Here is a 23,336-nt window from a genome sequence, read left to right on the forward strand (position 1 = left end):
ATAGTTGGTGCTATTTGCTGATTATTTTACGGAAAATGATTAATTTTATGTAATTATTTACAGTAACACCTTTACTTAGCTACTGCTGATTGTCTCTTTTTTCGACAATCAGTTTGAGAAACTGATATGCAAAACAGCCTTGACCCTACAGATGTTGAAATCCTCAGATTGCTTCAGCAGGATGCAACACTCAACAATAAAGAGATCGCTTTTGAGATCAAAAAATCTATTGCTACGGTTCATGAACGGATCCGGAAGCTGAAAGAACAGGGTTATATCAAGCGCATTGTGGCCATTCTGGACCGGAAGAAGATCGATAGAAGCCTGATCGCCTTTTCCCATGTGTTTTTAAAAGAACATACTGCCGAAACACTGGGAGAGTTTGAAAGTGAAGTGGCAAAATTTGAAGAGGTCATGGAATGCTTCCAGATGACTGGTGCTTATGATTTTATTCTGCGCATTGCCACGAGTGATATGGATGCTTATCACCTGTTTCTACGTCACAAGCTGGCCACGCTTCCAAATGTAAGTACGGTCCAGAGCTTCTTTGTATTGTCGGAAACAAAGAGTGAAACAGCCTATCCACTATAAGGAAATTTTTCATTGGAGAACTCCTTATTTTAATAAGGGTAAAGCATAGATTTCGCTCTTGTTGTTTGCCTGGTCATGCCTGCTGAAAATGCCTTGATCAGAAGTAGAAATGTGCATTCAGGGCATTGATTTTCAAGATTCTATTTTGTTGCCAGACCTTTATAATCTACTTGCTTTCCTGATTTAATTACTTATAATTGCCCTTTCTTTTCGTTAATTAAGGAAGTCTGGATCAAGTGGAAAAGCCAATAAACTCTCTTTTTGATGTACCTGCATTACTGGCCAAAGTAGCGATGGGAGATGAGCGTGCCTTTGATATTTTTTACAAACAATACAGTAAAAAAATATTTTTGTTTTCCATGAGGATCCTTCAATCAGATATTCTTGCCGAAGAGGTGATGCAGGAAATTATGTTGAAAATCTGGCAGATGGGAGCAGACCTGAATGACCTTAAAAATCCGGAATCCTATATCCGCACACTTGCCCGTAACCGCTCCCTGAATATCCTTAAAAGGTTACAGACTGAAGACAGGATCGACCGGGAAATGGCGTTGATTTATCAGGAAGATCACAATGAAACAGAAGAACAAATTCTCCTTAATGATACGCGAAAGGTCTTATTGGAAGGAATCGCATTACTTCCTTCTCAGCAAAAACTGGTGTATAACCTTTGTCAGGTAGAAGGTCTGAAATATGAAACGGTTGCCGACCGTTTAAACCTGTCTCCTTTAACGGTCGCTACGCATATGAAACTCGCCCTGCGTTTTCTGCGTGCTCACCTGAGTAAACATAGCGATGTTGCTGCGCTGCTGATTATTTTCAGACTGTTATAAAACCATTATATAGCGCAAACTTACTGCGTTATGCGAGGCTTGTCGCTACAATTTCCCATCTTGTCTACTCTTTACTTTAGTACTTTATCTGAATCCTTAACTTTACGTTTTAAGGTCAATGTAAATGAAGAAAACGGTTAGGTTTTTATACATCAATATCATACTTCATGTCCTCATCTGGGGCTTGGTACTCAGTTTGCCCTATCTCATTTCCTCAGCAGAAAATGAATATAAAATAGGGCCAGTACCTGGTCTTTTCTTTAGTCTTGCGGGATGCCTTCACCTGTTCATCTTCTACTTTAATGCCTTCTTTCTGATCCCCGGATTGCTCAACCGGCGGCTTTGGTGGGTGTATATTCCTGCTTCTGCATTGCTGATTATTGGTTCTTTTCAGCTGAAATACCATATGTTACTATGGTGGTTTCCTGAGGTACTCAAAGACATGGCGGCTTATAAGTTTGTCTTTGCACCCTCGATTGTGGTCTTTATCATCAGCATTGTTTACCGCAAAGTGCTGGATAAGCTGCAGTACGACCGGCTGCAACAAAAAATCAAGGCCGAACAGTTGTCCACAGAACTGAAGTTTCTCCGTTCCCAGATCAGTCCGCATTTTCTGTTTAATGTGCTCACAAATTTAGTTTCTCTGGCCAGAAAGAAATCCGACCAAATGGAACCCGCCCTGATTATGCTTTCAGATCTGATGCGGTATTCACTTTATGATACACAGATCGTAAAGGTACCACTGGCTAAAGAGATGGCCTATTTGAATAATTATATTGCATTACAGCGGCTGCGCTTTGGTGATGATGTAGATATTCAATACCATACAGGGCAGAATATTGAAAATGAAAACTATACCATTGAGCCCATGTTGCTGATTCCTTTTGTAGAAAATGCATTTAAACATGGAACGGGATATCTGGAAAACCCGGTGATACGGATTCATGTTTCTATCAAAAACGATCAGCTGGTTTTTGAAGTGGAAAATCAAATAGATCAGAAACCCGGGGCCAGTAAAGACGAAAGCTCGGGGATCGGATTGGCCAATGTGAAATCGCGTCTTGACTTGCTGTACAAAGACCGGCACGATTTAAAGATAAAAACAGATAAGGGTATGTTTCATATTGTCTTAACTTTAATGTTGAAATGATCAAATGTATTGCCATCGATGATGAAAAGCTTGTTCGGGACCTGCTCGAAGATAATATCCGGCAATTGCCATTTTTACAGCTCATTAAAACTTGTAAAAATGCATTTGAAGCCTATGAAATTCTGGAAATTGAACAGGTTGACCTGATCTTTCTGGACATACAGATGCCCGGATTAAACGGGTTACAGTTTTTACAATCGCTTCCCCATCCCCCAATGGTAATCCTGGTCACAGCTTATGAACAATATGCGCTGGAAGGGTTCGATCAGCAGGTGGTAGATTACCTGTTAAAACCCTTCAGTTTTGAACGTTTCGTAAAAGCCTGTAACCGCGCAAATGAATGGTTCCGCTTACAAAACAACCAGCAGAGCAGCATTACTGATTTACCCGATTTTTTTGTCAATGTAGAATATACACTGGTTAAAATTGTGGCTGCAGATATAGACTATATTGAAGGGCTGAAAGACTACATTAAAATCCATTTGTCTACTACTGAAAAGCCGGTGCTTACCCGTATGACCATGAAAGCGATGGAAGAAAAGATGCCAGCCAATACCTTTGTCAGAACCCACAAATCTTTTCTTGCTGTTGTACAAAAGATCACCGCTGTAAAAAGAGATGTGGTTTGTATTGGAGCAAAGGAAATTCCGGTAAGTGGCTTTTACAAAGATCAACTAATGAAGATCTTTAATCCGCGGGAAATCTAGTTTATAGAATTCAGCTTCTTGTCTACACAATTCTGTGGGTGGTCTACTCTCCGGAAATGGTGTTGTTTTTCGCAATAGGTTTGCTTGTAAATGATTCAAGACAAACTGGTTATGAAAGCAAATTTCATTAAATATCTTTTCTCCGTTTTACCATTCCTGGTTTCTTCTGTTGTTTTTGGGCAATACCGGATTTCGGGAACTGTAAAAAACGAAAAGGGCAATGTCATTCCTTTTGCAAGTGTTTCAATAACGCAGAATGAAAAAGGAACAGAAACAGACAGTATAGGGCGCTTTACATTGAATGCATTAAAAGGAAACCAAACCTTGCAGGTCTCTTTCGTTGGTTACAGGTTATTTAAAAAAGAACTCAGACTGGATTCCGCTATAGACCTGGAAATTATTCTAAAACCAGATACGCGAAACCTGAACGAAGTGGTCATTAGTGCAGGTTCCTTTGAGGCCAGCGACAAAGCTAAAGGGGCCTCTCTAACCGCAATGGATGCGTTTACTGTTGCAGGAAATAATGGGGACCTGGCCCTGGCACTTCGTTCGCTGCCAGGTGCTCAGCAAATCGGTGAGGCGGATGGACTCTTTGTGAGGGGTGGAACAGGAGAGGAGACCAGACAGTTTATAGATGGGACACTACTTAAAAATCCAAATTACCCTAAACTGCCAGGAGTCCAGCAATATGCCCGTGTGAACCCCATTTTATTCAAAGGCATATTGTTCAGTACAGGTGGCTACTCTGCATTATATGGCGGTGCCATGAGCAGTGCACTGATCCTGGAAAGTAACGACCTCCCGGAGAAATCATCAGCTTATTTTTCCGTTTTTCCACCACATCTGAGTGCCGGTATACAGCAGCTATCGGATGATAAAAAAAATAGTTTCGGAGTTACGCTGCGCTATACCAAAGCCTCCTTATACAATGCGGTTGTGAAACAGCAACCTGACTATTTTAGCGGACCGGAGTATCTTGAAGGCGATGCCAATTTCAGGATACAAACCGGTAGGCAAGGGATGCTGAAGTTTTATACCAACTGGAACAGGAGTGATGTGGGGATGCGGAATCCGGATATTGACAGCACGGAACTAAAATCGGTTAACCATGTGAAAGGAAAAAGCAGCTATAATAACCTGAGCTATCGTGGTCATTTCGCAGACCACTGGCAGGTTGATGCAGGAGCAGTATACAGTTATAATCAGGATCAGACCACTGCTCGTCTTGAGGATGTCGCCGGATCGCCGGTTCAGTTGCCGGAAGCAGGCATGAGCCTGAAAAACATACAGCGACTGATCAAATCTGATTTCGCGCAGATCAGGATGGTCTTTACAGATATGCTTCCCAAAAACCAGGCTTTGCGCTTCGGTGCAGAACATTTTTATACTCAGGATAGGGGAAGGTTAAATGATAGTGCCCTTTTACTTAACGACCATCTTTCTGCTGTATTTGCAGAGGGAGACATTTACTTTGCAGCCGGCCTGGCCGCCAAAATCGGAACCCGTATCGAATATTCTTCCCTGCTCAATAAGGCCGTGGTTGCACCCAGGTTGAGCATCGCTTACCGTTTAGAAAAAGGAGGACAGTTTAATCTTGCTTATGGTCTCTTTTATCAGCAACCCATCAACGAGATCCTGTACCAGAATTCTGAGTTGAAATTCTCAAATGCGGCACATTATATCCTGAATTATACAAAAAAAGCAAATAACCGGTTTTTCCGGATCGAGGTTTACCGGAAAGATTACCATGATCTTGTAAAAACAATACCGCTAACTGGCAACGGAGGGCGTGGTTATGCCCAGGGACTGGAGCTTTTTTTTCGTGATAAAAAGACAATTAAAAACCTGGACTACTGGATTACTTATTCCTATCTGGATACGAAGCGGACCGAACTGAATTATCCCCACGCGCTGAAGCCTTCTTTCGCTGCCCCACATACCGCAACTATTGCCTTAAAACAAAATTTCCAGGAGATCAATACTTACCTGAATATTTCCTATGCTTTTGCTACAGGCAGGCCTTACTATGATATGAGATACGATACTGCTGATCAAACCTACAGGATCTTTGACCATGGCAGGACAAAAGTATACAGTGTTGCTAACCTTCAGGTTGCCCATCTCTTTTCCTTATTCAACAGTTGGAAACAGAAGCCGGTTTCAGGTTTCAGTGTAGGAGTAAACAACATCCTCGGCACCAGACAGGTCTTTGGTTATAATTATAGCCTGGATGGTACTCATAAAGTACCCATAACCTTACCTGCCGCCAGGTATTTCTATGCGGGCATATTTATGAGCTTCGGCATAGATCGTACAAGTGACTTTATCGATAAAAACCTATAAATATTTTTTAATCTTAAAAACCGTTAACATGAAAAAGTTAGTATTCACGATTATGGCCCTGCTGAGCGCTTATTTTACCTCAGGTGCACAGGGAAAAACAACAACAGATGCATTGCAAAATGCAGTAACAAAGCTGGATCGGGCTACAAAGGCCCGGGACTATGAAAGCCTTCAAAAAGAGTTTCTGAGCATTGCCGAACAGGACAAAAAGAATTGGCTTCCCTATTATTATGCTGCTTTTTGCAACGCGAAAACAGGCTTTTTCCTTCAGGATGATGGAGATGGTGTTGAGCCTTTCAGCAATCGCGGAGAAGATCAGGCAAAAAAGGCTAAGGCATTGCTGGATACCGTAGGGCAAAAAAAGGAACTTTCGGAGGTGTATACCGTATTGAGTATGGTGTACCGCACAAAGGTTTTCATCAACCCCATGACTTATGGCCGTAAGTATGGAAAGCTGTCTCAGGAATACCGGATAAAAGCCCAGGCATTGAACCCGCAAAATCCCAGAGCCATCTACGTAAAAGCCTGGGAAATGTACAATACACCTAAACTATGGGGAGGAAATAAAGAACTGGGTAAACAATTGGCCGAACAGAGCCTTGGATTGTTAAAAGATCCGGAAACAGGTGTTTATCCTCATTGGGGAAAGGCAGAGAGTCAGGAGCTGTTAAGTAAAAACAAATAATCATTAAATTTTAAGATCATGGGACTTGGAATCATCATGTTCATACGGATCCTGTTTGGCGTCTGTATGGTATTTATTATCGGATATGTTTTTGGAGGGTTTTCTAAAAATCCAACCCTTGTTGTGTTGACAAAAACTGCGGCGATATTAGCTGTCGTACTGTTCATTGCGGTAAATGGACTGCTGATGCGTTTTGCATTCAGCAGGCAGGGCAATGACAGGGTTGGCTGCGGGTATTGGAAGGCAGCTTTACCGGAAAAGGAACATTCAAAATAAAAAACAATGCCTCCTGGAGAGGCATTGTTTTTTTAGCAAAAAATATTTTCATGTCCATTACCTTGAAGGTCTTTCCCGATTGTCTATATAAGAAAGGGGGAGATCAACATTCGGTTAAAATTAAGCCTGGAATAAGTATATGGACAAAAGCAGAATTAGTTTCCTGTATCAGCAATACCTGAAAAAAACAAAGGACCCTCAGGAGATAGCAGAGTTCAAAGCAGTTTTGAACGATGCTACATTTGATGAGATCATCAGTGAATTGTTAGATGACAGCTGGAATCAGATCAATGATGAGGAACTGGAAAATGTTCAGGTCCCTCATGAACAGGAGATCCTTCAGAATATTAAATCTCAACCAAGGAAACAGGCCATAAGAAAATCTATCTGGCCTAAAATGATCGCTGTCGCTGCTGCGGTTTCTCTTATTGTTGCGGCTGGTCTGTATTTCTATCAACTCGATTCCCGAACGAAAACCGAACAAACAACAATCGCAGCGAACGACATCGCCCCTGGAAAAAATAAAGCCACGCTGACTCTGGCAAATGGGAAAAAGATTGTGCTGTCTGATGTGGGCAAAGGAGAACTGGCCACAGAATCCGGAGTGCTGATCCGAAAAACAGCCGATGGCAAGCTGATTTATGAAATCAAAGATCAGTCGGAGGCCATAACGAACAGCCTGAATACCATCTCAACCGCTAACGGAGAAAGCTATCAGGTGCTTTTACCAGATGGATCTTTGGTAATCCTTAATGCCGCTTCCAGTCTTACTTACAGTACCGCGTTAAACCGTCAGCCAAGCCGAAAAGTAGAGCTGAAAGGGGAGGCCTACTTTGAGGTGGCAAAAGATAAAAAACATCCTTTCATCATTCATACTTCTGAACAAACAGTAGAAGTTCTGGGTACTCATTTTAATATAAATGCCTATACAGACGAGCCGGATACGAAAACCACTTTAATTGAGGGTAGTGTTAAAATTACTGGCAATAAGGCGCAAGCGGTGATTAAGCCGGGAGAGCAGGCCAGTTTTAAAAACAATAAAATCAAAGTGAGCGAAGTGAACGTGAATGCGGTAATTGATTGGAAAGATGGCAAGTTCAGATTTAAAAATGAAGCCCTGCCAAGCATCTTAAGAAAGATTTCCAGATGGTATGATGTGAAGATCATTTATCTGAATGCAGAAGCAGTGCTTCCAACCTTTACAGGATCGGTTTCCAGATTTGACCACGTATCCAAAGTGCTCAATATGCTGGAAGAAACCAGTGATGTTAAATTCATTATAGAAGGAAAAACGATAAAAGTAAAATAAAGAACAGGCCTGACCAGCTTAGATATATCAAATCAACCATCAACTTAAACAAATCAAAATGAAGAAAAAGCTACGAAGAGGAAGTTAACAAGCTAAGGGGGGCTTACACAAAAAAGCCACGAAAGTGTTACCAGCACTTCCATGGCAATAGCTGAGTTACCCTCCAAACACAATTTTGCTAAGCGTCTTATGAGTTAAACCCAAACTAAACGAAAGTATGAAATTTAATGCTTTTAACCTAGGTATGCCCAATTTGCGGCTACCAGATAAATTCTTATTAATTGTGAAACTGATCATAATTATCTTTTTTGCCGGCCTGATGCAGGTAAGTGCAACTACCTTTGCGCAAAGGCTGACTTATGTAAAGAAAAATACCACCTTAGAACAGGTATTTCTGGAAATTGAAAAACAAACCGGTTTTCAGGTATTGTATTCGAACCAGAAAATTAATGATGCTAAAAAACTGGATGTCAGTTTCAGTAACTCCAATCTGGAAGAAGTCATGGAGTTTTGTCTTAAAAATCAACCCCTGACTTATAAAATCGAACAAAAAACCATCCTGATTAAAGACAAGAAATCATCTTCAGCAGATCAGCCTTTAATTGTTTTTGCAGTTACCTTAAAAGGAAGGATTACAGATGACAAAAATCTTCCCCTTGCTGGTGTAAACGTGAGCATAAAAGGGAAAAAGATAGGGACTTCTTCAGATGCTGAAGGCAGGTATAGCCTGCTCGTGGATGGATCAGAAACCCTGGTCTTTAGCATGATCGGTTTTAAAACCCAGGAACTTTCCGTAAAAGGACTTACTGAATTAAACGTAAGGCTGGCCGAGAATGTTGGGGAACTGGAGCAATTGGTCGTGACCGGATATGGTAAAAAGAAAATCACAGAACTGACGGGCGCTCTTAGTACCGTTAAAGGAGAAGAATTAATCAACGTTACTTCTTCCTCCATTCTGCAAAACATACAGGGAAAGATTGCAGGTATGATGGTGAGTAATCCGGGAGGGGATCCTGCTGGTAAAGCAAATCTCAGCGTAAGAGGGGTTGGATCTCTGGGTGGAACGACCTCTACACAACCTCTGGTGGTCATAGATGGATTGATACAGGATGCAGGGAACCTGGAAAATGTGAGCCCTAATGATGTTGAGTCTGTTACCTTGCTGAAAGATGCAGCTTCCACTTCTCTATATGGTTCCAGAGCAGCTAATGGAGTTTTGGTGATCACTACCAAAGGCACTTCTATGTCGGGCCTTACCAAACCTCAGATCAACCTGGAATCTAACTTCAGCTGGGAAAATCCTGTTTTTGGAAAATACAGGCTGATGAATAGTGCAGAACGCTATGACTTGATGAATCAGGCCTATTCCAACGACTGGAGAAATCAAAACCCCGGTAAAACAGAAGAGGAGTTACAAACGTATTTAAAAACGGTAATGCCCAATCAGCAGGATGCTTTATCACATGATACCGACTGGTTGCGGGAAGGTTACCGGACCGGTCAGACGCAACGTTATAATTTATCATTGGCAGGAGCCACAGACAAATTTATGTATTATGTTGGCGGAACTTACCATAAAGAGCTGCCGGTAGCCATTACCGATAAGTACGAAAAATATAGCCTCAGGGTAAATACTACCTATAAACCTTCTTCGAGATTAACGGTCACAACTGGTTTTAACGGCACATTTTCTCCCACACTGAGCTCAGGATTGAGCAATTATCGAACAGGAATATTGAGTGTCTTGCCATGGGATTATCCCCGCAACGAAGATGGAAGCTATCGCCTGGGAGGAAGCAATGATCCCAACTGGTATAGTAAAGGTGTTTTTAATCCTTTGTTTGCTACTCAGGAAGGCTTGAACAACGCGTTTGGAAAGGTATATATCGCCGGACTGGATGCAAAAGTCAGCTATAGTTTCAATTCATGGCTGGATTTCTCCAGCTCCAACAGGATTACAGTTTTGAGTCAAAAGAACGGGCTATACGTTGACCCATTGGACCTTTCATCAAACAGCCCTGGTGGAAGCTATTCCCGGAATGTGACTCAGAATGTAAATTACATCACTTCCAATATTTTATCCTTTAGAAAACAATTCGGTTTACATGAGTTCAAAGGTCTTGCAGGGTTTGAGTTTAATGACATCCGTAATGAAGTAACAGGTGGGCGTACCATTAACATCAGTTCAGGTGTCCCATCACTGGCCTCCGGAACATTCCAGGGGATTACTGAAAATATTTCTGAGATGGCTTTTCTGTCTTATCTTTCTGAAGTAAACTATGGCTATGATAATAGGTATTTTCTGTCAGGATCCTTCAGAAGAGATGGTTCGTCAAAGTTCGGGGCAAACAATAAATATGGTAACTTTTATTCCATTGGTGCTTCCTGGACCCTAAGTAATGAAGCGTTTTTAAAGGATAACAAAACCCTGAGTAATTTACGATTGAGGCTGAGCCATGGTACCACAGGTAATGCTGATCCGGTAGGTCCGTATTCGATCTATGGAGTGTATGATTATGTGCCTGGAGGTAATCAATATGATGGTAAGGCGGGGATCATCCCTGGACCTACGGATGATAATCCTGATTTACACTGGGAAATACAACGTATGACAAACATTGGCCTGAATATCGGTTTATGGAAACGGCTCAATCTAACTATAGATCTTTACAATAAAACAAATACCAATATTTTAAGGACAGTTCAGGCACCAATAACAAGTGGTGTACAGGGGGTGGTGAAAAACATCGGAAAAATCTCCAATAAAGGGGTCGAAATGGAATTGAACTCATTGAATTTAGATGGTAGGGTAAAATGGTCGACTGGTCTTAATGTTGCATTTAACAGGAACAAACTCCTGTATTTAACTGATGTACCTTTTATTTTACCTAGTACAGGCGGATTTATTACTGCTCCGGGTTATGCAATAGGTTCGATCTATGGCATCGTTTATAAAGGCGCAGATCCGGATACAGGTAAACCTTCCTATGAGAAGATTGATGCTGATGGGAATAAAAGCAACACGCTCAATATCAAGGAAGCAACATTGCAGGTACTGGGGTCACAACAACCTGATTTTACCGGAGGGTTGAGCAATTCAGTCAGTTATAAAGGACTTACGTTAAGTGTTCTGGTAAATTTTGTGTCTGGTCTGAAGATCGACAATCAATTACGAAATAGCCTGTTTAATGTTGCCCTGGAGGCAGATGGAGCTTCAAGAACCAGAAATAATGTGGTCCTTCCTGATGGACAGACCCGCTGGCAGAAAAAAGGAGATCAGGCTTATGCACCTGCAGCTACGCTAATCGGATATGCGGATGCCAGAGGATACCTGACCACCCGGTTCATAGAAAATGCAAGTTACATGAGGATCCGGAACATCAGGCTTGATTATAGTCTGCCTTCAAAATGGACAGACAAAGCGAAAATCCAGCGGGCAAGATTTTACCTCTCCGCGGATAATGTATTTACGATCACGAAGTTCAGCGGTTTGGATCCGGACGTAGGGGGAGCTACTTCAGAAAGCACAGCCAAATATCCAATCAACAGAAAAATAACCCTGGGCATGAACCTGACTTTTTAAGTCGGAATTTAAATATTTTCAATCATGAGATTAAAAATCCATACTTATAGTGTCTTGTTATTAACAACCATGTTTTTAACTGCCTGCAACAAGAAGCTGGACCTGCGTCCTGAAACAAGTTTAGACAAAGATAAGGCACTTTCCGGTGAAGCCAACCTTAGGTTGGCCACCAGCGGCAATTACAGTTTGCTGAAAGATGACAACTACATAGCCACTTTTTTTCATTTGATCGAATCCGCTACAGATAATGTGGAAGCAACTTCCGTATTCGATCCCGGAGGTACCAGACAGTTTGCCGCATATTCATTTGATCATAATCCAACCATGTTCAATACCATAAACCTGTATTCAAAAGCTTATGGTTTGATCAGAGCTGCAAATAATGTGATTCAAGCCATTCCGGAAGATGCGAACCCGGTTTTGTTGCAGTTAAAAGGTGAAAATCTTTTTATGAGGGCATTTGCCTACCAGTCGTTGGTAAAAATATTCGGCCGTCCTTATGTACAAGATAATGGGAACCGTCCGGGAGTAGTGATTGTTGATAAATCCGGGCCAACCTTAGAGCGTCCCGCAAAACGCCAGACAGTAAAAGAGGTCTATGATTTTATGATTGCTGACTTGCTAAAGGCAGAAGCTTTGATGACCATTGATAACAACAATGCTTTTGCGTCCAAATATGCAGCTCAGGCTATGCTGTCGTCTGTGTACTTGAATATGGGGAACAATGCAAAGGCAATAGAATATGCCGATAAACTGATTCTGGCGACCAGCAGATTTAACCTTACACAAGGTGATGCTTACAAAAGCTATTTTTCTACCAACCATAGTACCGATAAAGAAACGATATTTTGCATTAAAAATCTGGATGGAACAGGTGGTGGCTTCTTTTATTTTAATCAGAGTTATACCGTAGAGAAGTTCGCAGCAGTATCGAAACCTTTTTGGGATTTGCTGAACGAAGGAAACGGAGATTTACGCAAAAATTTCTATAAAGCACTGAAGACCTCAAATGGGGATACCTGGAATTTCACGACCAAATATGTGCAGAATCCAGCCTTAAATACTACCGAAAAGGTAAGCTCTCCGCCAATTTATCGCCTTGCTGAAATGTACCTCAACAGGGCTGAAGCCAATGCGAAACTCGGAAAAGATCAACTGGCCATCGATGATGTTAATGTGATCCGTAAACGTGCAGGATTAACAGGTACTGATTTGTATGCAGTAGGGAACCTGCGTGGCCGGAGTACGGTATTACAGGTCGTGCTTGAAGAGCGCAGGATCGAATTCGCTTTTGAAGGTGGTATCCGGAGAGATGATTTATGGCGAAATAACCTGCCCATGATCAGGAACTATGCTAAACAAGGGATCCCGGGTTCGAACCTCACTGTTCAGCCAACGGACTTGCGTGTGGTTTATTTTCTTCCATTGACGGAAACCAATGGTGTGACCAATTCTTTAGAACAAAACCCTTAATCGGGAACTAAATCGCTAATCGTAAAATTAAATCTTGTAATGATGAAAAATCTATTCATATACGTTTTACTGTTGTGTGGCCTGGCAGGTCATGCACAGCAAAAAGATAATTTTAAACTTTCCGGACAGCTAAAAAATCCGGACGCTGATTTTATTTACCTGAGCTATCAGGGAGAATCCGGCGCAAGAGTTCTGGACAGTGCCAGAATTACCAATGACTCATTTTTATTCAAAGGCCGTTTAAAGGAACCAACAATGGCTTATTTATATGGGAAATTAAAAAGCAAAAGCATGGATGACCCTAATTATACCTATGTGTTTTTAGAACCTGGCTCCATGACCATAAACCTTAAAGCAGGGGATTTTAAAAACGCCACAATGAAGGGTTCAGCTACTCAGGACGAACAAATCGCATTGGATAAATCGAAAGAAGGCATCCGCAAAGAGCAACAGCCTTTTCTGGATGCTTACCGTAAAGAAAAAGATCATGAAAAAGCTGCAGAAATCAGAGAACAATTTGAACCCTTTAATGCAAGAATGGACATCATCGATTATGCTTATTTCAAAGCACATCCGGATTCTTATTTAACAGCTTATCTCATGCGCTTTAAAATGTCTAAACTTAATGCTGTTGAAGCAAAACAATTCTATAATAGCTGGACGGATAGGATCAAACAAAGCAGTTATGGGAAAGCGATTGCAGAGGAGATTAAGAAACTGGTGAGTGGCTCAGCGGGCAGCGTTGCTGCACCTTTTACAGCAAAAGACATCAACGGAGAAGCACTAAGCCTTTCTGATTTTAAAGGAAAAAAATATGTGTTGCTGGACTTCTGGGCCAGTTGGTGTGTGCCTTGTCGCAAAGGAAATCCGCATTTGATCTCTGCCTATGGGAAATATAAAGACAAAGGTCTGGAGATCATTGGCGTTTCTGACGATGACCGCGCTCCGGAGGCCTGGAGAAAAGCAGTAGAACAGGATAAAATCGGAATCTGGAAACACGTGCTGAGAGGCCTGAAACGTACTGCTACTGGTTATGATACCTCAGAAAGCATTAGTGATACCTACGGCATCCATACCTTACCCACCAAAATACTGGTGGACAAAAATGGAGTCATCGTAGGCCGTTATGGTGGCGGTGGCGAAACCGACGAAGCAATGGATCGAAAACTTGCAGAGATCTTTAATTAAGTGTTCCAGCCTAAGAAAAAATGATCATGAAAAAAATAACAATAATGCTGGCGGTTCTGCTGTATACTGCGAGCTGTTTTTCACAGCAAGGACAGACCTTTACCTTAAAAGGGAAGGCAACAGGAGGTTTGACAGGTATAGTATACCTGAGGTATCTTGATGCAGATGGAAAAATGAAACTGGATAGCAGTACCCTGCAGAACAATTCTTTTTTCTTTAAGGGACGGATATCGGAACCGGCAATAGCAAATTTTTATGGACGATTGAAAACGCAGTCGGTTGAGGATCCGAATACCACCCAAATATTTTTGGAGCCCACTGAAATGAACATTACAGTTGCTAAAGATCAATTTAAAAACCTCGTGATGAAAGGTTCCAAATCTCAACAGGAAATGGAATCTTTAGCCTTGCTGAAGAAACCCATCAGAAAAGAGATGGAACCAGTGCTGGAACGGTTGAGAAAAGAAAAGGACCATGAGAAGGCCGCAGAAATCAGGGATAGCCTGGAGCCATTTAATAAAAGGGAGGGAAAGATAGAAGATGATTTCTTTGCTTCGCATCCTGATTCTTACGTGACAGCATACATGATGCGCTATAAAATGGGTGAGCTCAATCTTGCTCAGGCTGAACAAATATACAACAGCTGGACTTCCAGAATCAAGGAAAGCAGTTATGGAAAAGAAACCCTCAAAGAAGTCAATGCGCTTAAAGGAGGATCTCCGGGGGCTGTAGTACAGATGTTCAGCGCTAAAGACATCAATGGAGCAGTACTTAACCTTGCTGATTTTAAAGGGAAGAAATATGTGCTACTGGATTTCTGGGCAAGCTGGTGTGTCCCTTGTCGCAAGGGCAATCCACATCTTTTAGGACTTTACCGCAAGTATAAAGACAAAGGTCTGGAAATTGTCGGAGTTGCAAGTGACGACCGTACTCCGGATGCCTGGAGAAAAGCCGTGGAAAAAGATGGGATAGGTGTGTGGAAACATGTGTTGTCAGGACCTGACAGAGGCAGTAGAATCGGGGAATCCTTCGGGATCCATACTTTGCCTACAAAGATTCTGGTGGATAAAAATGGAATAATTGTAGGTCGTTACGGTGGGAATGGAGAAAGTGATGAGGCCATGGATAAAAAAATGTCAGAACTTTTTGGTAAATAATTGCGGGAACTGACAGATAAAAACAACAATCTGATATGAACATAAAAAATACAATATTACTATTGATGGTAGTTTTTGCCTTCAATAAGGTAATGGCACAGAATAAAAATGAACTCATCGTTTTTCAGGGAACTGCAAATTCGAAATACAATGGTGAATACGTACACATTTACAACAATATGCTGGGTAAAATGCACGACAGTGTCCAGGTGGTAAATGGAACATTTACTTTTAAAAAAAGCTTTATAGAACCAGGCATGTATAGCTTTTATAGTGGTTTTGAACTGAGAACAAAAGGTGGGTATGCTCCTTTTTCAGTTCTGGTGGACCGTCCTTCAACGTTGCAGTTGAAGGCAGATATGGAAAGCTTCAGCGGAACTTCGGTAAAGGGATCTGATGCACAAGAAATCTATGAATCCTTCTCTGAAAAAATAAATGAAGAGAGAAATAAAATGATGGATGAACTCGTTTCGAAGTATGGCAAAGAGCTGGTGAATAGCCGCAATCCGGATACCAGCAGTCAGCAGTATAAGGACCTGGAAAGGGATTACAAGCTAAAAAAGGCGAATTATGATCAACATGTTGCGGAGCAACTGGACGGATTGATTCATAAAAAACCGGGTTCATTTGCTGCTATTGTTTTGCTATCCAGAAATTCAAGAATCTTAAGTCTGGCTAAGTTGGAGGAATTGTATCAGGTCCTTTCTCCTTTATACAAAAAGGGATATTTTAAGGAGGGTATAGTTGACCATATTTCCGGACAGAAAAGATCTGCAATCGGGAGTATAGTGAGTGATTTTACATTGGAGGATCCACAAGGGAAGGCGCTCAGGTTCAGTTCCCTTAAAGGTAAGTATGTGCTGATCGATTTCTGGGGCAGTTGGTGTGGCCCATGTCATGTTGCTTTTAAGGAGCTCAGACAAATTTATAGTAAGTATCGGGGCGATCGCTTCGAGATTTTAGGAATTGCCACAGAATCCGATAGGAATGCCTGGGTTAAAGACATTGAAAAGGAAAAGCTTCCCTGGATGCAAATGTTAGATGTAAAAGGAGAGGGCAATGTATCTTTAAAGAAGTTCGCTGTCGATAAATACCCCACTACAGTACTAATCGACCCTGAAGGTAAGATTATTGGCAGAGACTTGTCTGTAGAAGAACTGCATAAAAAGTTAAGCCAGCTATAAAATAGTATAAAGCAAAAAATACGATTAAAATAAAAAGGCAGTTTTCCTATCGAAAACTGCCTTTTTTATGAAGAGTCTGAAGAGGATATCTCTGAGAATAACCTTTCTAAATGATTTCAGTTACAACCTGATTCTTACTGTTTTTCCGCTGCTTTTGCAGCCTCAGCTTCTGCTTTCGCTTTTTTCTTAAAGAATCCTCTTAACAGGAAGTTATGTTGTAAAGCTTCCATATTCTGATCCAGTTTCTTGCTGCTGCCTTCCAGGTTCTGCATGATCGCCTTGATCTGATCTGCCGTTTTCTGGTCGTTTAACAACATTCCTGCTGCATTGTCTGACTGTGTCAGTTTTGAAGAAGCTTTGTTTAAGTTCTCCGTCATTGCTGCTGCTGAACTTGCTGTTTTCTTCAATTCATTTACCGAAGCCTGAAGCTGTGAAAATACCATCGTATCAGTCAGCATTTTATCAGCCAAGCCTCCTTTGGTATTTATTTTCTTTGTAAATGCATTCAGGTCTACCGCCATTTTATTGGCAGATTCTGTGGTCACTTTTAAATTTTGTACGATCGCTTTGAAATTGTCTGCGATTTGCTGATCGGCAAGCAAAGCTCCTGCAGCACCTTTTCCTTCTACCAGATTTTTCGCCAGGATTTTAAAGTCTGAGGTTACATCTACCAGGTTTTTATTGTTTACCTGGAAGGTTTTCATGATGTCATCTGTGGAAAGAGCGTTGCTTGCTTTCAGGCGGTCACCATCTTCTACAAAAGGAAATTTAGGTGTTCCACCGGTGACCACAATAATTTTGTTTCCGATTAATCCATCAGAGCTGATCGTTGCAGTTGCATCTTTATGGATATATTTATGTGCTTCTTCTTCAATATTCAGGAATACCTGTACCTGTGAAGTTCCGAAGAACTGAATCTTTCTGATTGTTCCGATTTTTACTCCTGAAAACCAAACGTTGTTTCCTGCTTTTAGTCCCTGGATATCATTAAAAACAACATCAACAGTGAAGCTCTTTATAAATGACTTTTTTTGACTCCCCAGCGTAAATATTCCTAGTACAAAAATAACCAACCCAAGGGCTACGAATACCCCCACTGTTACTTTGCGACGCGTGTCTGTTACCTGCATATTGTTATTGTATAAAATTATAATCGTAAAATGGTTTCACCCGTTCATCACTGGTGTTAAATACTTCGTCAAAGGTTCCCTGACGTTCAAATTTGCCGTCCAGCAGCATGGCTACCCTGTTGCCCACTGCTTTTGCACAGGTGAGGTCATGGGTGATGACAATAGAGCTGGTATGGAAACGTTCCTGTACTTCGTTGATCAGGCTGTTGATTTCCAGACAGGTAATTGGATCTAATCCGGCAGTAGGTTCATCATAGAGCATTACTTCCGGCTGGAGGATCAGGGTTCTGGCAATGCCCACCCTTTTTCTTTGTCCGCCGGAAAGTTCCGAAGGCATCTGATTGATCGTTTGTAATAGCCCCACCGCATCAAGCACTCTTTCTACCGCCTGGTTTACTTCTCCTTTGGTCAGCCTGCGCTGATTTCTTACCAATGGGAATTCCAGGTTTTGCCTTACCGTCATACTATCATAGAGTGCCGAGTTCTGAAAAGAAAAGCCCACTTTCAGGCGTAAGGCCAAAAGTTCTTTATAGCTGATCTGATCTACATGCTGCCCCAATACTTTTACTTCTCCTTCATCAGGACTGAGCAGTCCAACGAGTATTTTAATTAAGACCGACTTTCCTGTTCCTGATTTTCCAAGTACAACGAGGTTTTCGCCTTTATAAAGATCCAGGTCGACCCCTTTAAGCACATCATAGCTGCCAAAGGATTTATAGAGCCCTTTTACTTCAATTACTTTTTCCTGATCGATACTGGTTGTTTTCTTTTGTTCCATTATTTAAAAGATCAGGTTCTGAATAGACTAAAAAACTGGACGGAAATGATTTCTTCCACAAAGATGAGGAACATCCCGATCACTACTGCGGAATTGGCCGCTTTTCCTACACCCTCTGTTCCTTTAGAAGAATTATAACCCTGATAACAACCTACGATACCAATGGTAAAACCAAAGAGGATGGCTTTGACCGTAGAAGCGGTAATGTCTAAAAAGGTAATAGATTCCAATGACATCTGAAAGAACGCCCTGGCACTGGTATCTTCAAATAAAGATACGTTTAATAAAGCACCCAACATCCCTACCATAGCCGTATAGAAGGTCAGGATGGGGATGGTGATCGTTGCTGCCAGCACCCTGGTCGTAACCAGGAATTTGAAAGGGTTCGTTGCCGAAACTTCCATGGCATCAATTTGTTCTGTTACCCGCATAGAACCTAATTCAGCCCCGATACTGGAGCCTACCTTTCCCGCTGCAATCAGCGAGGTGAGGAGGGGGGCAAGGGTTCTGAGTAAGGCGATACCTACCAGTGAAGGCAGCCAGGAAGTGGCTCCGAACTCCGCCAGTGAAGGTCTGGATTGCTTGGTAAATACGATTCCGGTAATGAATCCCGTTAAAGAGATTAAGGCCAGTGAGCGGTAGCCAATGTCATAGCATTGCCTCATGAGTTCTTTTCCCTCGTAAGGTGGAAGGAAACCTTCCTTAAAAAAACGCGTGACGAATTGACATACATCATAGAATGACAAAAACATCCTGGAGATCTTTCCGGGAGCTTTGACTTCTTTTCTTATATGGGCTGGAGTTTCAGCTGTTTTATCCATTAATTAGTGTAGGTATGTTCAGATTATATTAAAAAACTCCTTTATATTATGTGTTGTAACAGAGAATCATCAACACTTATCAAAATTTGCGCCATATTAACGATATATTCCCGATTTTGGTGTTTTTTAAATAAAAAAATGGCCTGTAAATTACAGACCATCGTTTTACTTTGCAGATTTATTTTCCTCCCGGAGGACAATTTCTTTGCAGAAACTCAGTGTAAGTCAGGGCCAGATGCTGGAAGGTTCCTTCACCTTCACTGATGCTGTGCGTGCGGTTAGGGTAAGACATCATCTGGAATACTTTTCCATGTCTGATCAGTTCATTGATCAGCATTTCTGCATTTTGATAATGAACATTGTCATCACCTGTACCATGAATGTACAATAAGTGTCCCTTTAAGTTTTTTGCGTAGCTGATTGGTGATCCTTTAACATAAGCCTCTGTAGTTTTCAAAGGAGAACCCATATAACGTTCCTGATATACATTGTCGTAAGTCAGCTGATTGGCTACTGCGGCAATTGCAATTCCGGTTTTATAAATTTCAGGATATTGGAACAACAGGTTCAGCGTAGAAGAACCTCCTCCGCTCCATCCCCAAACGGCAACTCTGTCTTTATCTACAAAGTTCCATTCCAGGATTTTTTTGGCGGCCATTGCCTGGTCACGGATGTTCAGGGTACCAATGTTTTTATAAATACTTTTGCGCCATTCTCTGCCTTTCGGAGCAGGTGTGCCACGGTTTTCTATTGAAATATAGATGTAACCATCTTTGGCCATATCTCCTGCATACAGGAAGTTACGTCCTGCACCATAAGTATCGGTTACGGTTTGTGAGGCTGGTTCTCCATAAACATAAAACACCACCGGGTATTTTTTAGTGCGGTCAAAGTTATCCGGTTTTTTCATCCATCCGTCAAGGGTTACTCCATCTTCAGTAGTTACTTTGAAGAATTCTACCTGGTTTTTTGGTGGTTTTACCTTACCCAGCTGGCTGGTCACGCTACCTTCCATCGTTAAAGGATTTAAGGTGGTCAGCTTCATCCATTCCGTGATCGGGCGGACAGTTGCATTGGTATATTCATGACGTGCAAAAATACCATTTGGAGAAATTTCATAATTATGTGTACCCGGAAGGATAGAAGGGGTTACCATTTCTGGTTTAGCTCCACCACTTAGTTTTGTTTTAAACAGGTATTTCTGAGTGGCATTCTCCGGAGAAGCCATAAAATAAAACAGGTTGTTTTTCTCATCAATCAATGCGCTTTCGATCACATCATAATCACCTTTGGTGATCAGTGTTTCTTTTTTGCCATCCTTGCTGATGCGGTAATGGTGTCTCCATCCATCTTTTTCACTCGCCCAGATGAACTCTTTGCCTTCATTGATCCATTTCCATCCCTGGGTAACGTCAATCCAGGCTTTATCCGTTTCTGAGTAGATGTTTTTCACTGCTCCGGATTCGGCATTGGCTACAAATATTTTGCTCACATTCTGTTCCCTGTTCAATTGCTGAAGGATCACTTCATTGGTATTTGGAATCCAGTCCATTCTTGGAATGTAGTTCTGGATATGATCTCCGGGAACATCCAGCCATTTGGTGGTTGCGGTATTGATGTCTACCACACCTACTTTACAAGAAGAGGGATCCTGTCCAACTTTTGGATATTCTACAGGGATGGTATAAGAATAAATAGAATCGGTATTGTTGATCATCAGGAAGTTCTTGATTTTGTTGGCATTCAATTGCCAGTAAGCAATTGTTTTTCCATCAGGGCTCCATCTGAAACCATCCCTGCAATCAAATTCTTCTTCATATACCCAGTCAAACGTACCATTGATCAAACGGTCTGTTCCATCGGTAGTCAGGGTTTTCGTGCTGCGGGAAGCCAGGTCATCCACATATAAATTATGTTTACTTACATAAGCTACCTTACTTCCGTCAGGGGAGAACTTTGCGAACATCAGGGAAGAAGCAGGTTTGTCTTTTCCAACCTTGATCAGTTCTTTGGTTTTCAGGTCGGCCACGAAGTAATCACCACGTGTTTCATATCTCCAGACCTTTTTGCTGTTCGTATAAATCAATATCTTGGTTCCATCCTCAGAGATTTGAAAATCTTTAATCTCTCCAAGACCACTACCGGCATTGGAGTAAAGAAAGCCTCTGTCGAGGATGGTCTTTTGTTCATTTTTTGGCAAGGTGATGGAAACGATATCTCCGTCTTTCACCTGGTAGTAAGAGTTACCATCTTTAGCCCATTTTAAATCAGACTGTTTTTGTGCATGGCTTTGTCCGCAATATCCAATAAAGATAATGACGGTCAGTTTAAAAAAGAGGTTTTTAAAGTTCATTTTTATAATTCTATAAATTGCTGATATACTTTTTGAAGGTATGATTTGGCATGGTCCAGTTGCTGGTCGGTTTTGGCCTTGTCTTTAGGATTGCTGTTCTCTAAGATCATCTTACCTACATTATCAAAGGTAACATATTGTGTGTTATCCATAAAGGCTGTTCCATTGTCCCAGCTAAAATAAGCAAAGGGTTTTGTATAGGGGTTTAGCAGGTTTTTACTCCATACAAATTCGGGCGAAGGAATTTGTAATTGAGCGAGTAACGTTGCGGCAATATCAATCTGAGAACCCACATTGCTGAACTTTTTGCCAATAAACTCCTCCTTGATCACATCCCCATAAAACAGGAGTGGAATATGGTAACGTTGCGGGCTATAGATTTCATGGTCCTGTTTTGGAAGTGGATGTCCATGATCTGCCACAAAGATGAATAAGGTGTTTTTATACCAGTTTTCTTTCTTTGCATTATTTAAATAAGCATTGATACAGGAATCTGTATAATAGGCAGTGCTTTTAAATTTTGCCACATTATCCCCATTTCCGAATTTCCCTTTTCCGGGAAGGGTATAAGGTTCGTGGTTACTGAGGGTGAGCAAGGTCGAGAAGAAGGGCTGTTTTTCTGAGTTCAGGTCTTTCCGCTGACGGTCGAATACCACCTCATCATATTTCCCCCAGGTAGACTGTAGTTCGCTCCCTTTGAAATTGTTTCTATCAATTAGCCTTTGATAATCATGACTGAGAATAAAGGCTTTGTAATTGTCGAATTCTGATTCTCCTCCATAATAGAAAGAGGTGTTATAGCCCATTCTGAATAATGAGCTGGATATGGCAGGTAACTTCTGTAGTTTCTCCGGCCATTTTACGATACTTCCGGCGCCCAGTGTAGGGAAGCCAGCAAGGGAGGCGATGAGGCCTTTGTCTGTCCGGTTTCCGGAAGCATAGATCCGGTCGAACAGTACGCCTTTGTTCATCAGAGAATCAAAGTGGGGCGTAATTCCCGTTTCATTACCCAGCGTTTTGGTCAGGTCGGCAGTAAAGCTTTCGATGATCACCAGAACAACATTGGGTCTGTTGGTCTTTAAAATATGAGTGGTACTGTCTTTTTCTGTGACGTACAATTCCTTAACCAGTTGCTCGGCCTTTTTAGGATCGAAATAAATGTAAGGATTTGTGCTGGACATTCTTTCCGAAAGGGCGCTTCTCATTAGGTTCCATTCCGTATTTACGGCAGCCTGGTTGAGTAATTGCTCTTTAGAGAAATAAGCCATGCTCTGGGTAATGGGAGAGCCTCTGAGGCCACCACGAATCAGCAGGAAGCTGAGGGCGATCAGCAGGAGCGCAACAGCAGCCCGTAACCAGACAGGATTTGTGCCGAACGTGATCTTCCGGGAAACTACCCATCGCTGCATAAATAAACTCAGGGCGATGAGCAAAATTAATAAAGCCAATGACAAACCTATAGGTGAAGATGCGCTGGAGGCCAGGGCTTCATTGGGCGTAGAGATGGCAAACCCAATGGCTTTGGCATTTACCTTACTTCCCCATTCCCTGTAGATGTTGAAATTGATGACCGAAATGATGCTGAACAGGACGATCAGCACGATGTTATAGATAGAGAGCCATTTGAGCTCAACGACTTTTCTGCCGCTTAGAAACCAATAGATATAGCCTAAAAGTGGAACGAGGGCAAGATATGCCGTCATGGAAAGGTCAAGTGTAATGGCATGATAGAAAGTTGCCATGGTCTCCGAAAGAGGCACCATGGCAAGCTTTTT

The 23,336-nt window shown here is 41.7% G+C and carries 18 protein-coding genes; 13 read left to right on the forward strand and 5 right to left on the reverse strand.

The annotated features are described in order from the left end of the window. Positions 1-126: 126 nt before the first annotated feature. The 13 genes from BUC20_RS24830 to BUC20_RS24890 all read left to right on the forward strand — a co-directional run bounded on the left by BUC20_RS24830 (position 127) and on the right by BUC20_RS24890 (position 16,479). The gene (locus BUC20_RS24830) at positions 127-591 is read left to right on the forward strand and encodes an Lrp/AsnC family transcriptional regulator (protein WP_073234491.1); all 465 of its coding nucleotides are present in this window, start codon (positions 127-129) and stop codon (positions 589-591) included. A 236-nt stretch (positions 592-827) separates the two neighbouring features. After that, complete coding sequence (locus BUC20_RS24835; RefSeq protein ID WP_143166909.1) at positions 828-1,424, forward strand: RNA polymerase sigma-70 factor; 597 nt, start codon at positions 828-830, stop codon at positions 1,422-1,424. A 124-nt stretch (positions 1,425-1,548) separates the two neighbouring features. Continuing rightward, the gene (locus BUC20_RS24840) at positions 1,549-2,574 is read left to right on the forward strand and encodes a sensor histidine kinase (protein ID WP_073234497.1); all 1,026 of its coding nucleotides are present in this window, start codon (positions 1,549-1,551) and stop codon (positions 2,572-2,574) included. After that, on the forward strand, positions 2,571-3,281 hold the full coding sequence (locus tag BUC20_RS24845) for a LytR/AlgR family response regulator transcription factor (protein ID WP_073234500.1): 711 nt from the start codon (positions 2,571-2,573) through the stop codon (positions 3,279-3,281). The genes BUC20_RS24840 and BUC20_RS24845 overlap by 4 nt, the downstream gene beginning before the upstream one ends. Before the next feature lie 111 nt (positions 3,282-3,392). After that, positions 3,393-5,624 (forward strand): TonB-dependent receptor, encoded by a 2,232-nt coding sequence (locus tag BUC20_RS24850; RefSeq protein ID WP_073235643.1) that lies wholly within the window; start codon positions 3,393-3,395, stop codon positions 5,622-5,624. A 28-nt stretch (positions 5,625-5,652) separates the two neighbouring features. Then, positions 5,653-6,309: a hypothetical protein gene (locus tag BUC20_RS24855; RefSeq protein WP_143166910.1), complete on the forward strand. Its 657-nt coding sequence runs from the start codon at positions 5,653-5,655 to the stop codon at positions 6,307-6,309. Between the two features lie 18 nt (positions 6,310-6,327). Then, positions 6,328-6,585, forward strand: a complete 258-nt coding sequence (locus BUC20_RS24860; protein ID WP_073234505.1) for a hypothetical protein — start codon at positions 6,328-6,330, stop codon at positions 6,583-6,585. A 139-nt stretch (positions 6,586-6,724) separates the two neighbouring features. After that, on the forward strand, positions 6,725-7,894 hold the full coding sequence (locus BUC20_RS24865) for a FecR family protein (RefSeq protein ID WP_073234508.1): 1,170 nt from the start codon (positions 6,725-6,727) through the stop codon (positions 7,892-7,894). A 283-nt stretch (positions 7,895-8,177) separates the two neighbouring features. After that, a complete protein-coding gene (locus BUC20_RS24870) occupies positions 8,178-11,477 on the forward strand; it encodes a SusC/RagA family TonB-linked outer membrane protein (RefSeq protein WP_159441159.1) in 3,300 nt (1,099 codons plus the stop codon). Between the two features lie 24 nt (positions 11,478-11,501). Next, positions 11,502-12,950: a RagB/SusD family nutrient uptake outer membrane protein gene (locus tag BUC20_RS24875; protein ID WP_073234515.1), complete on the forward strand. Its 1,449-nt coding sequence runs from the start codon at positions 11,502-11,504 to the stop codon at positions 12,948-12,950. Positions 12,951-12,989: 39 nt separating this feature from the next. After that, on the forward strand, positions 12,990-14,138 hold the full coding sequence (locus tag BUC20_RS24880) for a TlpA disulfide reductase family protein (protein ID WP_234994596.1): 1,149 nt from the start codon (positions 12,990-12,992) through the stop codon (positions 14,136-14,138). 26 nt (positions 14,139-14,164) lie between these two features. After that, positions 14,165-15,295 (forward strand): TlpA disulfide reductase family protein, encoded by a 1,131-nt coding sequence (locus BUC20_RS24885; protein ID WP_073235646.1) that lies wholly within the window; start codon positions 14,165-14,167, stop codon positions 15,293-15,295. 35 nt (positions 15,296-15,330) lie between these two features. Next, complete coding sequence (locus BUC20_RS24890; protein WP_084529260.1) at positions 15,331-16,479, forward strand: TlpA disulfide reductase family protein; 1,149 nt, start codon at positions 15,331-15,333, stop codon at positions 16,477-16,479. A 134-nt stretch (positions 16,480-16,613) separates the two neighbouring features. Here the strand turns inward: BUC20_RS24890 and BUC20_RS24895 are convergent, their stop codons facing one another. The 5 genes from BUC20_RS24895 to BUC20_RS24915 all read right to left on the reverse strand — a co-directional run bounded on the left by BUC20_RS24895 (position 16,614) and on the right by BUC20_RS24915 (position 23,324). Then, on the reverse strand, positions 16,614-17,609 hold the full coding sequence (locus BUC20_RS24895; protein ID WP_073234522.1) for an MlaD family protein: 996 nt from the start codon (positions 17,607-17,609) through the stop codon (positions 16,614-16,616). 4 nt (positions 17,610-17,613) lie between these two features. After that, a complete protein-coding gene (locus tag BUC20_RS24900; protein ID WP_073234525.1) occupies positions 17,614-18,387 on the reverse strand; it encodes an ABC transporter ATP-binding protein in 774 nt (257 codons plus the stop codon). Positions 18,388-18,398: 11 nt separating this feature from the next. Continuing rightward, positions 18,399-19,208 carry an MlaE family ABC transporter permease gene (locus tag BUC20_RS24905; protein WP_073234528.1) on the reverse strand — a complete coding sequence of 270 codons (810 nt, stop codon included), beginning with the start codon at positions 19,206-19,208 and terminating at the stop codon, positions 18,399-18,401. 178 nt (positions 19,209-19,386) lie between these two features. Next, the gene (locus BUC20_RS24910; protein WP_073234530.1) at positions 19,387-21,561 is read right to left on the reverse strand and encodes a S9 family peptidase; all 2,175 of its coding nucleotides are present in this window, start codon (positions 21,559-21,561) and stop codon (positions 19,387-19,389) included. A 2-nt stretch (positions 21,562-21,563) separates the two neighbouring features. Then, a complete protein-coding gene (locus BUC20_RS24915) occupies positions 21,564-23,324 on the reverse strand; it encodes an LTA synthase family protein (protein ID WP_234994597.1) in 1,761 nt (586 codons plus the stop codon). Positions 23,325-23,336: the final 12 nt, after the last annotated feature.

Source organism: Pedobacter caeni (assembly GCF_900129215.1).
Lineage (GTDB): Bacteria > Bacteroidota > Bacteroidia > Sphingobacteriales > Sphingobacteriaceae > Pedobacter > Pedobacter caeni.

Bases quoted from the DNA above. Each gene is read 5' to 3' on its own strand.
- BUC20_RS24880 (WP_234994596.1), top strand. From the start codon at position 12,990: ATGATGAAAAATCTATTCATATACGTTTTACTGTTGTGTGGCCTGGCA.
- BUC20_RS24890 (WP_084529260.1), top strand. From the start codon at position 15,331: ATGAACATAAAAAATACAATATTACTATTGATGGTAGTTTTTGCCTTC.
- BUC20_RS24845 (WP_073234500.1), top strand. From the start codon at position 2,571: ATGATCAAATGTATTGCCATCGATGATGAAAAGCTTGTTCGGGACCTG.
- BUC20_RS24850 (WP_073235643.1), top strand. From the start codon at position 3,393: ATGAAAGCAAATTTCATTAAATATCTTTTCTCCGTTTTACCATTCCTG.
- BUC20_RS24860 (WP_073234505.1), top strand. From the start codon at position 6,328: ATGGGACTTGGAATCATCATGTTCATACGGATCCTGTTTGGCGTCTGT.
- BUC20_RS24840 (WP_073234497.1), top strand. From the start codon at position 1,549: ATGAAGAAAACGGTTAGGTTTTTATACATCAATATCATACTTCATGTC.
- BUC20_RS24875 (WP_073234515.1), top strand. From the start codon at position 11,502: ATGAGATTAAAAATCCATACTTATAGTGTCTTGTTATTAACAACCATG.
- BUC20_RS24900 (WP_073234525.1), bottom strand. From the start codon at position 18,387: ATGGAACAAAAGAAAACAACCAGTATCGATCAGGAAAAAGTAATTGAA.
- BUC20_RS24865 (WP_073234508.1), top strand. From the start codon at position 6,725: ATGGACAAAAGCAGAATTAGTTTCCTGTATCAGCAATACCTGAAAAAA.
- BUC20_RS24910 (WP_073234530.1), bottom strand. From the start codon at position 21,561: ATGAACTTTAAAAACCTCTTTTTTAAACTGACCGTCATTATCTTTATT.
- BUC20_RS24905 (WP_073234528.1), bottom strand. From the start codon at position 19,208: ATGGATAAAACAGCTGAAACTCCAGCCCATATAAGAAAAGAAGTCAAA.
- BUC20_RS24885 (WP_073235646.1), top strand. From the start codon at position 14,165: ATGAAAAAAATAACAATAATGCTGGCGGTTCTGCTGTATACTGCGAGC.
- BUC20_RS24895 (WP_073234522.1), bottom strand. From the start codon at position 17,609: ATGCAGGTAACAGACACGCGTCGCAAAGTAACAGTGGGGGTATTCGTA.
- BUC20_RS24830 (WP_073234491.1), top strand. From the start codon at position 127: ATGCAAAACAGCCTTGACCCTACAGATGTTGAAATCCTCAGATTGCTT.
- BUC20_RS24855 (WP_143166910.1), top strand. From the start codon at position 5,653: ATGAAAAAGTTAGTATTCACGATTATGGCCCTGCTGAGCGCTTATTTT.
- BUC20_RS24915 (WP_234994597.1), bottom strand. From the start codon at position 23,324: ATGGTGCCTCTTTCGGAGACCATGGCAACTTTCTATCATGCCATTACA.